The sequence below is a fragment of the Kosakonia sp. WA-90 genome (assembly GCF_039871955.1).
Classification (GTDB): domain Bacteria; phylum Pseudomonadota; class Gammaproteobacteria; order Enterobacterales; family Enterobacteriaceae; genus Kosakonia; species Kosakonia oryzendophytica.
This window is the reverse complement of record NZ_JBDPLJ010000001.1, coordinates 62,375-76,806: the sequence shown is the minus strand read 5'-3', so window position 1 is coordinate 76,806 and position 14,432 is coordinate 62,375. Positions and strand designations below refer to the sequence as shown.

General features: G+C 55.9%; 11 protein-coding genes. 6 read left to right on the top strand and 5 right to left on the bottom strand.

The window, feature by feature from the left end:
- Window positions 1–79 precede the first annotated feature (79 nt).
- A complete protein-coding gene (locus tag ABGA49_RS00350; protein ID WP_134318131.1) occupies window positions 80–1,006 on the top strand; it encodes an alpha/beta hydrolase in 927 nt (308 codons plus the stop codon).
- A gap of 34 nt (window positions 1,007–1,040) precedes the next feature.
- On the opposite strand, the gene aldA is transcribed toward ABGA49_RS00350, so the two are convergent.
- The 3 genes from aldA to ABGA49_RS00335 all read right to left on the bottom strand — a co-directional run bounded on the left by aldA (window position 1,041) and on the right by ABGA49_RS00335 (window position 4,147).
- The gene (gene aldA, locus ABGA49_RS00345; protein ID WP_347664936.1) at window positions 1,041–2,480 is read right to left on the bottom strand and encodes an aldehyde dehydrogenase; all 1,440 of its coding nucleotides are present in this window, start codon (window positions 2,478–2,480) and stop codon (window positions 1,041–1,043) included.
- A gap of 200 nt (window positions 2,481–2,680) precedes the next feature.
- On the bottom strand, window positions 2,681–3,478 hold the full coding sequence (locus ABGA49_RS00340) for an ElyC/SanA/YdcF family protein (RefSeq protein WP_347664935.1): 798 nt from the start codon (window positions 3,476–3,478) through the stop codon (window positions 2,681–2,683).
- 189 nt (window positions 3,479–3,667) lie between these two features.
- On the bottom strand, window positions 3,668–4,147 hold the full coding sequence (locus tag ABGA49_RS00335; RefSeq protein ID WP_347664934.1) for a GNAT family N-acetyltransferase: 480 nt from the start codon (window positions 4,145–4,147) through the stop codon (window positions 3,668–3,670).
- A gap of 181 nt (window positions 4,148–4,328) precedes the next feature.
- On the opposite strand from ABGA49_RS00335, the gene ABGA49_RS00330 reads away from it, so the two are divergent.
- The 4 genes from ABGA49_RS00330 to ABGA49_RS00315 are packed head-to-tail and all read left to right on the top strand — an operon-like array spanning window position 4,329 to window position 9,147.
- Window positions 4,329–5,981 carry an MFS transporter gene (locus tag ABGA49_RS00330; RefSeq protein WP_061496094.1) on the top strand — a complete coding sequence of 551 codons (1,653 nt, stop codon included), beginning with the start codon at window positions 4,329–4,331 and terminating at the stop codon, window positions 5,979–5,981.
- 25 nt (window positions 5,982–6,006) lie between these two features.
- The gene (locus ABGA49_RS00325) at window positions 6,007–7,089 is read left to right on the top strand and encodes an HlyD family secretion protein (protein ID WP_061496095.1); all 1,083 of its coding nucleotides are present in this window, start codon (window positions 6,007–6,009) and stop codon (window positions 7,087–7,089) included.
- Window positions 7,086–8,462 carry an efflux transporter outer membrane subunit gene (locus ABGA49_RS00320; protein WP_347664933.1) on the top strand — a complete coding sequence of 459 codons (1,377 nt, stop codon included), beginning with the start codon at window positions 7,086–7,088 and terminating at the stop codon, window positions 8,460–8,462. The genes ABGA49_RS00325 and ABGA49_RS00320 overlap by 4 nt, the downstream gene beginning before the upstream one ends.
- A gap of 25 nt (window positions 8,463–8,487) precedes the next feature.
- Window positions 8,488–9,147 (top strand): O-methyltransferase, encoded by a 660-nt coding sequence (locus tag ABGA49_RS00315; RefSeq protein ID WP_061496099.1) that lies wholly within the window; start codon window positions 8,488–8,490, stop codon window positions 9,145–9,147.
- Between the two features lie 57 nt (window positions 9,148–9,204).
- On the opposite strand, the gene hrpA is transcribed toward ABGA49_RS00315, so the two are convergent.
- A complete protein-coding gene (gene hrpA, locus ABGA49_RS00310; RefSeq protein ID WP_347664932.1) occupies window positions 9,205–13,107 on the bottom strand; it encodes an ATP-dependent RNA helicase HrpA in 3,903 nt (1,300 codons plus the stop codon).
- Between the two features lie 200 nt (window positions 13,108–13,307).
- Between hrpA and azoR the strand changes: the two genes are divergently transcribed.
- On the top strand, window positions 13,308–13,913 hold the full coding sequence (azoR, locus tag ABGA49_RS00305) for an FMN-dependent NADH-azoreductase (RefSeq protein ID WP_061496101.1): 606 nt from the start codon (window positions 13,308–13,310) through the stop codon (window positions 13,911–13,913).
- 191 nt (window positions 13,914–14,104) lie between these two features.
- On the opposite strand, the gene ABGA49_RS00300 is transcribed toward azoR, so the two are convergent.
- Window positions 14,105–14,428: a YdbL family protein gene (locus tag ABGA49_RS00300; RefSeq protein WP_088237618.1), complete on the bottom strand. Its 324-nt coding sequence runs from the start codon at window positions 14,426–14,428 to the stop codon at window positions 14,105–14,107.
- Between the last annotated feature and the right edge of the window lie 4 nt (window positions 14,429–14,432).

The following is a 14,432-nucleotide window of genomic DNA, read 5'->3' as shown; positions in this document are numbered from 1 at the left end:
TCTTTGATCTCGCTGTCCCCCAACCCGCTCACAATCCGCCTATGCTATACAGCAGATACGATGTAAAAGGAGTGCAGGTGTGAGAAATATGAGTCGGGAAGATCTGCTAACGCTGATGGATGTCGCCGTGCAGCATTCCACTACCTTCCCCGTCTGGCCGCAGGGAGAAGCCCCCGGCGCACAGGTAAGCCCGGTGCATTTCCAACTGGAAGAACGCTACACAGGGCCGTCCCGTTTTGATCGTTCAGTGACCGGTGTACGCGCCCCGGAGATCACCGTTTACGCCCCGCAAAACCCGAATGGCGTGGGCATTCTGGTGACGCCAGGCGGCTCCTACCGCCGCGTGGTACTGGATAAAGAAGGCAGCGCACTGGCATCCTGTTTTAACGCCAAAGGCTACACCCTGTTTGTGATGACCTATCGCCTGCCGGGAGACGGGCATGCGGAAGGCGCTGATGCGCCGTTGGCGGATGTTCAGCGAGCCATGCGTACGCTTCGCGCCAATGCCAGCACCTGGCATATTGATCCTGAGCGCATTGGTGTGATGGGGTTTTCTGCCGGGGGCCATGCCGCAGCAAGTCTGGGCACACGTTATAACGAATCTGTTTACGCACCGCTTGACGCCATTGATCAGCAAAGCGCCCGTCCGGCGTTTATGGCGCTGGTCTACCCGGTGATCACCATGCAAAAGGAGATTGATCACCCGCAGTCCCGCCAGCAACTCATTGGTGAGACGCCAACGGCAGATCAAATTCGCCGTTATTCCGCAGAGCAAATGGCAGATGAACACACACCACCGACGTTTTTACTGCATGCGGTTGACGATCCCGCAGTCAAAGTGGAAAACAGCGTGGTGATGTTTACCGCCCTGCGCCGCCTGGGTGTACCGGTGGAGATGCACCTGTTCGAACAGGGTGCGCACGGTTTCGGCATTCGCGATGCGCTGGGTTTGCCGGTCGCCATTTGGCCGGAGCTGATGATGGGGTGGATCGCCACCAAAGTGTGAAGCGTGCCCCCACACGCGTCGGGGGCAGCGCTTATCAGGATTGCAGATAGACCATCTGGGTTTGCAGGTATTCGTTCAGGCCGTGGCGACCGTCCGCTCCGCCGATCCCGGATTTGCGCCAGCCTGCATGGAAGCCTTGCATCGCTTCGAAGTTTTCACGGTTGATATAGGTCTCCCCGAATTTCAGCCCGCGCACCGCTTTCATTGCCGTATTGAGATCCCGGGTATAGATCGATGATGTCAGACCATAATCACTGTCATTGGCCATCGCCAGCGCTTCATCCAACGTGTTAAACGCCACGACCGGCAGCACCGGGCCAAATGTCTCTTCGTGCATGATCGCCATCTCCTGGCGCACATCCAGCAGCAGCGTGGGCGGGTAGAAATAGCCTTTACCGATCACCGGTTTACCCCCGAGCGCAACCCGCGCGCCTTCGGACACCGCATGCGCGACTTTCTGCTCTACGCGTTCCAGCGCCGCTGCGTTGATAAGCGGCCCCATAGCAATGTCGTTGCGCTGAGAGGGATCGCCAAACTGCACAGCCTTCATGGCCTCGCCAAGGCGATTAACAAAGCGGTCATAAATACCGCGCTGGACATAAACACGCTCAGCACAGTTACACACTTGCCCGGTATTAATCACGCGGGAGTCGACAATGGCTTTGACCGCCAGCTCCAGGTCGGCATCGTCCATCACAATCGCCGGGGCTTTTCCGCCCAGTTCCAGGCACACTTTGGTGATGCTTTTCGCCGCTGCGGCCATGATCTTCTCACCCGCACCGACACTGCCAGTCATACTGACCATCGCCACTTTCGGGTTGCCTGCCAGCTCCTGTCCGACCGTTTCCCCACGGCCAAGCACCAGGTTAAAAACACCTTTCGGCAGCCCGACATCGTGAACGATTTTCGCGAAAGCGATGGCGTTATTCGGCGTAAATTCGCTGGGTTTAATCACAATGGTATTACCGGTGATCAGCGCAGGCGCCATTTTGCGAGCAATCAGAAAGAACGGGAAGTTCCACGGTAGAATGCCGGTGGTGACGCCCAGCGGGCGTTTGAATACAAAGATATTCTCGCCTGGACGATCGCTTTGCAGGATCTCACCTTCGTAGCGCCGCGCCCACTCGGCCATATAGTCGATGTAATCGGCGGTGAATGACACTTCCACCTCTGCCAGTTGCTGAATTTTTCCACCTTCTGCAACAATAAGCGCGCTGATTTCACTGACTTTTTCGCGAATACCTGCGGCAATCTTACGCAGCCAACCTGCACGTTCGATGGCGGGAAGGGCTTCCCAGGCGGGCTGGGCGCGTTCAGCCGCGTCTATCGCCCGGCGGGCGTCTTCCGCCCTGCCATCGGGAATGCGCGCCAGTATCTCTTCCGTTGCCGGGTTAACGACATCCAGCCATTTGTCGCCCTGCCAGCTTACAAATTGACCGTCGATAAACATTGGGTGTTGTACCGGTGCTGTCATGACTCGCTCCTGTAATGATATTGTTTTTAACAAGTGAACTTGCTGTTAAAAATCTATATCCGCACAGGGCATTTCCCAGACAGGAAGCGAACTTTTGTGAGAGAACTCATAAAAGCACAGCGAAAAAGAAACAAAAAAATTACATTATCGCGGACAGGAATGCCCGTTTGCGACAAGGGCTACGCAAACGGGCATCAGGCTTAGAGAGAACGGCTTGATAAGGCATCAGCCAGCGTGCGATCGGCCAGTAGAACCTGCCATGCATCTTCAATATGTTGAGGAAAATCAATATGCACCAGGAAATCACGCCCGCCAGGGCCATAACCATTGGCATCATCGCGCAGACGCGGAACTTCGCCGAGGATCAGGGAAAGATAACGCTCCACCGACCATAAGCCTCTCTGTCGCGGCTGGAAAGTTACACCCTTAGCCGTGTTGACCAGTCGCGGTGTAAAGCCGGGCCAGCTCAGCCAGTGTGGGGCGTTAGCGCACTGCTGGCTAACGCGGGCAAAGGTCGCCATGGTGCGACGCTGCATGGTCGGGTCTTGCACTACCATTGCCGTCTTCGGCGTCATCCCCCGGTTGACGAGCATATCGATGCTGAACCGTGCGTTTTCACCACAGTTAGCAGATTTTTCTTCTACCAGGATCTGTTTGTCATCCAATTTCCAAAACTGTCGGGCGATGTCTGCAAGGATCGCCGCCTCGCTGCGCCCGGTCGTACGCAGCACGTTATAGCGTGGGTGGCGGGCAATGGCGGAATAGAGAAAGGTCGTTGAGTGGCCAATGCCGCCGCTGATGAGCAGCGGTGTCCCCTGCGCCGCCGCCAGTGCACAGGCCGCATTGATGGTGGGTATCACGGCGTTGCCCGCAAGGATCACCACATCCGCCCGTACGGGCGTCGGTTTGCCGACAAAATCATTCTGCGCCAGCCACGCGCCTAACGCATTGGCGGCCGCCAGCGTCTGTTCAGGCAAAGCGGGAAACGTTGTCAACATGAGCTAAACCTCCTTCGTAAATCTTTTTACAGCCTAACGCGCTGGCGCGAGCTGAATAGCGGATCACTCCGAATCCTGTTCGTGGTCGTTCACGTAAGTTTCTGTAACAAAAATTGAAATAAGCAAAAACCCCCCACCATAGCGGGTTACAGCCAGGTCTGTCTGATTACACAAATATCCCTGTGTGATTTACTCGCGGTCTGCCTGGGCTGGCGATACCAGCGTTTTTTCAAAACAGACCGCTTCCGCATTACCGATATAGCGCCCGTAATTTTCGCGAATGCGGTAACCATGCCGCAGGTAAAAGTCGAGCGCCCGTTGATTGATCTGGCGGGTTTCCAGCCACAGGCTGCGATATCCCTGCGTCAGCGCTTTGGCTTCCAGCGCGTGTAGCAATTGCGCGCCAACCCCGCGCGTACCCGGTCGGGCATACATACGTTTTATTTCGCCAATCGAGTCGGCCAGGTAACGCACCGCCACGCAACCTACGGCATACTGGTTGTCGTCCTGCGCCAATAGAAAAAAATCGTTTTCCCCCCAGGCCTGGGTATCAAAAGATGCCCTGCCGCTACTCCCGGTTAACGCCTGAAGCGTGTTCGAAAGCGCATCCTGCAATTGCAGACATGCCGGATCAGAAGGTGTCGTTACAGTAATAGTGATACGGTTCATTGTGACACTGTCACCTTATGTGAGGTTATTTCTTATCACTTAAGCAGATTGATTACTGTGAGTAATCTATCATGTTCTTATGCACTTGCATTCTGTTTACCTGCGCACGTAGAATCATTAGCACCCTAACTATTTCCATTGACAACATCTTATTGCTATTGCGCAAGGTTGAGGAGACCTGATGCGTTTACCGAAACGCGATCCGTACGCACCGCGTGAATGGGCGCCCCATGAAAAACCGGTACTGCTGGGTTCGCCCTCCACGCCGTTTCACAGTACGCCACGGCGTATCGCCTACGGCATTGTTGGTCTTCTGGTCTGCATGACCGGGGCGCTGGGCAATGCTATGGTCACTGCGAACCTGCAAAATCTGCAAGGCACCTTTGCCGCCTGGTCTACCGAGATTGCATGGTTACCCGCAGTGTACGTGATGACCAACGTCTCCATTAACCTGCTGTTGGTCAAGTTTCGCCAGCAGTACGGTTTGCGCGCCTTTACCGAAGGGTTTCTGGTGCTGTACGTGCTGGTGACCTTTTTCCATCTGTTCGTTAACGATCTGAGTTCCGCGCTGATCGTCCGCGCCGCACATGGCATGGTCGCGGCAGCGCTCAGCTCATTAGGCATCTATTACCAGATCCAGGCCTGGCCTGCGAAACACCGCTTAAAAGCGCTGACCATCGGTATCACCGGTTCCACACTGGCGATCCCGGTCGCGCGTCTCTTCTCCACCGAACTGTTGCAACTCGACGAGTGGCGTGGCCTCTACTTTTTTGAACTGGGGCTGGCGCTGATTTCGCTGGGCTGCGTGATTGCGTTGAAACTGCCGCCTGGCGATCGCAGAAAGGTGTTTGAAAAGAAGGACTTTATTACGTTTTTCCTGCTGGCACCGGGTATCGCACTCGTCTGTGCGGTGCTATCGCTGGGGCGTCTGGACTGGTGGTTTGAAGCGCCGTGGATTGGCTGGTCTCTCGCCGGGGCTGTGGTACTGATCGTCAGTGCCATGGTGTTCGAACATAACCGCAGCAACCCCTTGCTCAATACCCGCTGGCTTTCCAGCGGCAGTATTGTTCGCCTCGGGTTGATTATGCTGCTGATCCGTATTGTGCTGGCAGAACAGAATACCGGCGTGTTTGGTTGGCTGCAGTATGTCGGTTTGCAAAACGATCAAATGACTCACCTTGCCTGGTCGATTCTCGCCGGGATCATTTGCGGTATCGTGGCCAGTTGCCTGACTATCAAACCGCAGCGTCTGGCCTGGCCAATTATCACCTCTCTGGCGCTGATGATTATTGCTTCGCTGATGGACAGCCAGTCCACCAGTCTGACGCGCCCCGACCAGCTTTTGGTCAGCCAGTTTTTGCTCGGCTTCGCCAGTGCGTTTTTTATCGCCCCGGCTATGCTGGCAGGGATTGGCGGCGTTGTTGCAGAGCCGCGCAACCTGGTCAGCTTCTCGGTGCTGTTCGGTATGAGCCAGAATATTGGTGGTCTGCTTGGCTCGGCGATTTTAGGCACCTTTCAAACCTGGCGGGAAAAATACCATTCCAGTCTGCTGGCGGATCAGCTCACCACATTAAACCCGCTCGTCAATGAGCGACTGCAACTCTACAGCCAGCTTTACCAGAGCATGATCGGTGATAGCACACTGTTAAGTACGCAGGCCGTGACGCAGTTGCAAAACGTCTCAACGCTGGAAGCAAATATCCTCGCGTACAACGATACTTATCTGTTAACGGCTTCGGTGGCTACCGCCACGCTGATCTGGATTTTGTGGCGCTTGTTGCGCCTGCGTATAACTGCCCGTCTTGCACTGCGACGGGCAACAGGAACCAAATAATGTCGTTATTATTTCCGGAGTGTTTATGAGTCAGCAGGATGCCGCCAAAGCGCAGGCAAATACCCGTAGTAATTTGCGTGTGGTCTCCATTTTTGCCGCCGCCGCGATCGGTCTGGTCGGCGTACTTGTGATCCTTTACGCGTGGCATCTGCCCCCTTTTACCCGCCATTCACAGTTTACGGATAATGCCTATGTGCGTGGCCAGACGACCTTTATCAGTCCACAGGTGAACGGCTATATCACGGACGTCCCGGTACAGGATTTTGCTAACGTGAAAAAAGGCGATCTGATTATGCAGATCGATGACCGCATCTACCGCCAGCGCGTTCACCAGGCGCAGGCGACGCTGGCGATGAAAACCGCGGCGCTGGAAAACAATCTCCAGCAACGAAAAAGCGCCCAGGCGGTGATCGCACGCAATGAAGCGGCGTTAGCCAGCGCGAAAGCGCAGGATTTGAAATCGCAGGCAGACCTTAAGCGCGTGAAAGAACTCACGGCAGACGGTTCGCTGTCGATTCGCGAACGCGATGCGGCACTGGCGACCGCCGCGCAAAACACGGCCTCTATCGCTCAGGCGCAGGCCACGCTGGAGATGTCCCGTCAGGATTTGCAAACCACCATTATTAACCGTGCCTCGTTGCAGGCCGACGTCGAAAATGCCAAGGCGGCGCTGGAGTTGGCGCAAATAGATTTGCAAAACACGCGTATTGTCGCGCCGCGAGACGGGCAACTCGGGCAGATCAGCGTCCGTTTAGGCGCTTATGTCAGCGCGGGGACGCATTTGACGTCACTGGTTCCGGCGCAACGCTGGGTGATTGCCAATCTGAAAGAGACACAGTTGGCGAACGTGCAGGTCGGACAGCCCGTGCATTTCACCGTCGATGCGCTGGATGACGAAACGTATCAGGGGCGCGTGGAAAGTCTCTCTCCGGCAACCGGGGGCGAGTTCAGTGCAGTCAGCCCGGACAACGCCACCGGCAATTTCGTCAAGATCGCCCAGCGCATTCCGGTACGCATTGCCGTTGACGCAAAACCCGACATGCTGGCGCGTCTGCGCCCGGGAATGTCTGTACAGGTGCATATTGATACCCAGGAGAAGCAGAAATGAAGCTGCACAGCGCCCTTGTTGCGCTGACCGTCACGCTTACCGGGTGCCAGTCCGCGCAGATCGAACCGGCGCAGCCGACACTGCACATTCCTGCGGCCTGGCGCAGCGACGCAGGCCCGCTCAGTAAAGCAGACCGCGTCTGGTGGCGTCAGTTTCACGACAATCAGCTCAATCAGTTTGTCGATCAGGCATTGCGTTATAACAGTGATGTGCTGATTGCCCGCGAACGGGTTAACGAGTATCAGGCACGGGTTTATGCGGCCGACAGCGCGCTGTTTCCGGAGCTGGACGCAGGATTTTCCGCTACGCGCGCCCGATCGCAGTCGGCCGCCACGGGATTGCCTGTCCACAGTACGTTGTATAAAGGCAACCTGACCGCCAGTTATACGGTGGATCTGTGGGGCGCGAATCGCAGCGCAGCACGCGCAGCGGATGCGTCGCTGGACGCGCAAAAAGCAGCGGCCGCGGCGGCGGATCTGACGGTTGCCACAAACGTGGCAACGGGTTACCTGACCTTACTGTCGCTGGACGAACAACTTCGCGTCACCCGCGCGACACTGAAAGCGCGGGAAGACGCCTTGCAGCTCGCCCGTCACCAGTATGAAACAGGCTATACTTCACGACTGGAGTTGATGCAATCCGATTCAGAACTGCGGGCAACACGGGCGCAGGTGCCGGTGTTAGCGCATCAAATCAATCAGCAGGAGAACGCGCTGAGCCTGTTGCTGGGCCGTAATCCAGGGGCTATTGCACGCAGCGCGTTTGCCGGACTCACGCCGCTCGCCGTGCCTTCGCAGTTACCATCAACCTTGCTAAACCGACGACCGGATATCGTGCAGGCTCAGCACCAGTTGGTTGCCGCCGATGCAACACTGGCATCATCACAGGCGAAGTTACTGCCCTCTATCAATCTGACCGCGTCCGGTAGTGTGCAGGATGATACGCTGCCCGGTCTGCTTGATAACCCACTGCGATTATGGAGTCTGGGCGGCAGTATTCTGGCACCATTGCTTAACCGACAGGCATTAAATGCGCAGGTAGATGTGTCGATGTCCCAGCGGAATCAGGCGCTTTACACCTATGAAAAAACCGTGCGCAGCGCATTCAAAGAAGTGAACGACAGCCTGGATGCCATCACCCGTCTCGGCGAACAACTGCATGAGCTGACCGGGCAGGAGCAGGTAGCGCAGGAGACACTGCGGATTGCACAAAACCGTTATCGCAACGGCTATTCCTCTTATCTGGAGGTACTGGATGCTCAACGCACGCTGTTTTCCACCCAGCTTAACGCCGTGCAGGTGAAAAATAATCTGTTGCTGGCGCAGGTGGATCTCTACCGCGCACTGGGCGGAGGGTGGTCCGGGCTGAATTAAGTTATCAAACACCAGAGGTAATGCTATGCAGCAAAAGTGGTCCATGGTTGATGAATACTTAGAAAAACAGTTAATTGCAGAGGATGAGGTTCTGGCGCAGGTACTGGCGAACAACCGGCGCGCCGGTCTCCCTGGCATCGATGTTTCGCCGGTGCAGGGGCAGCTACTGGCACTGTTTGTACGTATGGTGCAGGCAAAACGCATACTGGAAATTGGCACACTGGGCGGTTACAGCACCGTGTGGATGGCGCGAGAGTTGCCCGTTGGCGGTGAATTGTTAACACTGGAAGCCGATCCGTTACATGCCGCCATCGCCAGGGAAAACCTGCATTTCGCCGGTGTGGCGGACCGGGTCACCGTCGCAGAAGGTCCGGCATTGCATACGCTGGAAAATCTCGGCGACCACCCACCGTTTGATCTGGTGTTTATCGATGCGGATAAACCCAATAACCCGAATTACCTCAAATGGGCACTGCACTATGCCCATCCGGGTACGCTGATTATTGGCGATAATGTGGTGCGCAACGGTGAAGTCACCAACCCGGTGACCACCGATGCCAGCGTACAGGGCGTACGAACCTTTATTGAGATGATGGGCGCAGAGCCACGGTTGACCGCCACCGCCATGCAAACGGTGGGCGTTAAAGGCTGGGATGGCTTTACTCTGGCATGGGTCAACGCCTGAAAAAATAACGCCGGATAGCGGCAGATACCGCATCCGGCCAGGGAAAACAGAGCGTCGCTATCCGCTGATTTGCTCCATTGCCTGCAAAATACGCTTATCGGAGATGGGGTACGGCGTACCAAGTTGCTGCGCAAAATAGCTGACGCGCAACTCTTCGATCATCCAACGGATCGCTTTGACGTCTTCCTCTTCACGTCGTGCTGGCGGGAGCTTATTCAGCCACTGCTGCCATGCCTGCTGCGTCTGCTCGACTTTCAACATCTGCGCACGATCGCGGTGCGGATCAACCGCCAGTTTCTCCAGGCGTTTCTCAATAGCCTGCAAATAACGCAGCGTATCACCCAGGCGGCGGAAACCATTCCCGGTGACAAATCCGCGGTACACCAGCCCGCTCATCTGCGCTTTGATGTCAGACAGCCCCAGCGCCATCGTCATGTCCACGCGCCCTTTCAGCCGCTTATTGATGTTAAAAACCGTCGTCAGGATCTGCTCGACCTGTTTAGCGATCTCCACCACGGTGTCATTCAGCTCTGCTCGAACTTTCTCGTGCAGCGCTGCGAAGTTCTCCTCCGTCCACACCGGGCCGCCCGCATCATCAATCAACTTATCTACACCGCAGGAGATACAGTCATCAATCAGATCCAGCACTTTGCCGTACGGGTTAAAGTAGAGCCCCAGTTTGGCTTTATTGGGCAGTTTTTCGTGCAGATACTTAATGGGTGAAGGAATGTTCAGCAGCAGCAAACGGCGGATACCGCGCCACATCGCCTGTTGCTGCTCCTGCGGGTTATCAAACAACTTGATGGCCACACTGTCACGTTCATCCACCAGCGCGGGCCAGGCTTTGACCTTATAGTTGCCGCGCTTCTGCTCGTAGCTTTCCGCCAGCGTGCCAAAGCTCCAGATATGCAGCCCGCTCTGTTCGATACCGTCATCGGCAACGGCGGAGAGCGTCTCCCGCACTTTGCCTTTCAGGCTCTCTTTCAGTTCAGCCAGCGAACGCCCTTCAAGCAGCTTTTTGTTTTTGTCATCCACCACACGGAATGTGATTTTCAGGTGCTCAGGCACCTGATCCCAATGCCAGTCATCGCGATCAACGGTAACGCCGGTCATGCGGCGTAGTTCACGTTCCAGGGCATCCAGCAACGGCAGTTCCAGCGGCGTAACCCGCCCGAGAAACGCCTCGGCGTAGTTGGGTGCCGGCACAAAATTTCGCCGCGTCGGCTTCGGTAATGATTTGATCAGCGCAATGACCAGTTCACGACGCAAGCCGGGGATCTGCCATTCAAACCCGCTCTCTTCCACCTGGTTAAGCAGCGGCAAGGGAATATGCACCGTCACGCCGTCGGCGTCCGCACCCGGTTCAAACTGGTAGCTGAGGCGCAGTTTCAGGTTGCCCTGATGCCAGAAGTTGGGGTAATCCAGCTTGCTGACGCTCTCCGCGCCTTCTTTGATCAGCATGCTCTTCTCAAAGTTGAGCAGGTCCGGCGTCTCACGGCTGGCTTTTTTCCACCAACTGTCAAAATGACGGGCGGAAATCACCTCATGGCTGATGCGCTGATCGTAAAACTCAAACAGCGTTTCGTCGTCCACCAGAATGTCACGGCGGCGGGATTTGTGCTCCAGTTCTTCCACTTCCGCACGCAGTTTCAGGTTGTCGCGGAAGAACGCATGGCGGGTTTGCCAGTCGCCTTCAACCAGCGCGTGGCGGATAAACAACTCGCGACACAGCGCCGCATCGATCTGGCTGTAGTTGATCTTGCGCGCAGCAACAATGGGCAAACCGTAGACAGTCACTTTCTCCGTGGCCATCACGGCGCCCTGCGCCCGCTCCCAGTGCGGTTCACTGTAGGCACGCTTGATAAGATGCTGCGCCACCGGTTCAACCCACTCCGGATCGATACGCGCGGCAATGCGCCCCCACAGACGACTGGTTTCCACCAGCTCTGCGACCATCGTCCATTTTGGCGGCTTTTTGAATAATCCGGAGCCCGGGAAGATAGAAAAACGCGCGTTACGCGCACCGGTGAACTCCTGCTTGTCGGCATCTTTCATACCAATGTGCGACAACAAACCAGTCAACAAGGCGATATGGATTTCACGGTACTCCGCCGGTTCGCTGTTCACCGGTATTCCCAGCTCTTTCACCACCTGACGTAGTTGGGTGTAGATATCCTGCCATTCGCGCACGCGCAGGTAGTTAAGATAATCAACCCGGCACTGGCGGCGGAACTGATTCGAAGAGAGCGCTTTTTGCTGCTCGCCGAGGTAGTTCCACAAATTCACAAATGCGAGGAAATCGGACTCTTTATCGTGGAAGCGCTGGTGTTTCTCATCTGACGCCTGCTTTTTATCCAGCGGACGCTCTCGCGGATCCTGAATCGACAGCGCAGAGGTAATGATCATTGCTTCACGCACGCAACCGTGTTTTTGCGCCTCCAGCACCATACGCGCCAGACGCGGATCCACCGGCAACTGCGACAACTGGCGCCCCATCGGCGTCAGTTTATAGGCCACCTGCTGCTCATCAGTGGTAATGGCACCCAGCTCTTCCAGCAGACGAACCCCATCCTGGATATTGCGTTTGTCCGGCGCTTCCACGAACGGGAAGGCGGCAATGTCGCCCAGCCCCAGCGCGGTCATCTGCAAAATGACCGAAGCAAGGTTAGTGCGCAAAATTTCCGGGTCGGTAAATGCCGGGCGCGACAGGAAATCATCTTCGGAATAGAGACGAATACAGATCCCTTCCGATACACGGCCGCAACGACCTTTACGCTGATTGGCAGAGGCCTGTGACACCGGCTCGATGGGCAGACGCTGCACTTTCGTTCGGTAGCTGTAACGACTGATACGCGCCGTTCCGGGATCGATCACATATTTAATGCCCGGTACGGTGAGCGATGTTTCCGCCACGTTGGTTGCCAGCACAATGCGTCGACCACTGTGCGGCTGGAATACCCGGTTCTGTTCGCTGTTGGACAACCGCGCATAGAGCGGCAGGATTTCCGTATGGCGCAAATCACGCTTACTGAGTGCATCGGCGGTATCGCGGATTTCACGCTCACCGCTCATGAAAATCAGAATGTCGCCCGCGCTTTCGCGCCCCAATTCATCTACAGCGTCGAAAATCGCCTGTAACTGATCGCGTTCCGTGTCGTCCGCGTCTTCGACAATCGGGCGGTAACGGACTTCGACCGGATAAGTGCGACCGGACACTTCAATGATGGGCGCATTATTGAAATGGCGAGAAAAGCGCTCCGGATCGATGGTCGCCGACGTGATGATCACTTTCAGGTCGGGACGGCGTGGCAACAGTTCACGCAGGTAACCCAGCAGGAAGTCGATATTCAGGCTGCGTTCGTGCGCTTCATCAATAATGATGGTGTCGTACTGCATCAGCAGGCGATCCTGCTGGATTTCTGCCAGCAAAATCCCGTCCGTCATCAGCTTGACCAGGGTGTTATCGCTGACGTGATCGCTAAAGCGCACTTTATAACCGATGCAACCGCCCGGCTCGGTTTTCAGCTCTTCGGCAATACGGTTTGCTACGGTGCGCGCCGCCAGACGGCGCGGCTGCGTATGGCCAATCAGCCCCTTAATTCCGCGCCCCAGCTCCATACAAATTTTCGGCAACTGCGTGGTCTTACCGGAACCGGTTTCCCCGGCGATAATCACCACCTGGTTGTCACGTACCGCTTCAAGGATGGTCTGCTTCTTCTGGCTGACCGGTAAATTGTCCGGATAATCAATGACCGGGCGCGCTGCTTCGCGCAGCAGGACTTTCCCTGCCGCCTCGGCCATCTCCCCGGCTATCTGGCGGAACAGCGCTTGCTGAGATTCAGGATTTTTAACTTTCTTACTGCCCTGGAGCCGACGGGCGAAGCGCTGCCTGTCACGCAGCATCAGCGTATCGAGTTGATGGTGGAGATCGGTAATCGTTACTTTATTTTGTTCTGTCATGGCGTTATTGGGCAGAGCACTGCCGGTAAACATCTTAAGATTTTAGTCACGATAGAATACCACATCGCGGCATGCCTTTTCTTGTTCAAGAAATTTGAACATAGGAATCGATATATTGCGCTATTCACACGGGCGAATTGTGCATAGAGTGTCACGAAGAAACGGGGCAACCCACATCAATACAACAAAGGAAACACCCAATGAGCAAAGTATTAGTTCTGAAATCCAGTATTCTGGCAGGGTACTCACAGTCAGGTCAGTTGGCAGATTATTTCGTTGAACAGTGGCGCGAAAAACATGCTGCCGATCAGATTACCGTTCGCGACCTGGCCGCGAACCCAATCCCGGTGCTGGATGGCGAACTGGTTGGTGCGCTGCGCCCGAGCGATGCGCCTCTGACGCCGCGTCAGCAGGAAGCGCTGGCGCTGTCCGACGAGCTGATCGCCGAACTGCAAGCTCATGACGTGATCGTTATCAACGCGCCGATGTATAACTTCAACATCCCAACGCAGTTGAAAAACTATTTTGACCTGGTCGCCCGTGCTGGCGTGACGTTCCGCTACACCGAGCAGGGTCCTGAAGGTCTGGTGAAAGGCAAACGCGTGGTGGTGGTTTCCAGCCGCGGCGGTATCCACAAAGATACTCCGTCTGACCTCGTCGCACCGTACCTGAAACTGTTCCTCGGCTTTATCGGCATCACCGACGTGAACTTTGTGTTCGCCGAAGGCATTGCTTACGGTCCGGAAGTGGCGACCAAAGCGCAAAACGATGCGAAAGCAGCGATCGACAGCCTCGTCGCCGCCTGATATTTCTCCCTCTCACCCCCCGGTGGGAGGGATCTCCCCGACATTCCATCTCCCACGCCATCGACGCTTTCGCTACCGCGCGAATGCTTTCCAGTATGGCATCAAACTGCGGCGACTGCGCAAAGCGCACCGTTCCCCGCCAGCGCAGGGTACACGTCAATAACGGTGCATTATAGGGTCGATACTTCTGGCTACTTCTTCAACCACTTACCGTTAATGCCCTGGACATAATCACCGGGTTTGGCACGCTCAACTAGTTTCTGCCCGGCCATTTTTGCCACATCATCGACCGGAATGTTGTTGCGATCCGCCAGTTGCTGGTAGCTTTCCGTTCGCGCTTTGTTGATCCGGTCAACCAGCGCCAGCGTCTCTTTATCTTTGCTGATGGCCGCCACATAGCCAGTAAGCGTTTCACCCACCCGCCCCTGTGTGCGGGCTTCCTCAAGGGTCAGCGCCTGTGCGGTTGTACTGAGCAAGCTCATAGCCAGTAATGCCATTACGACTCTTTTTTTCATCATG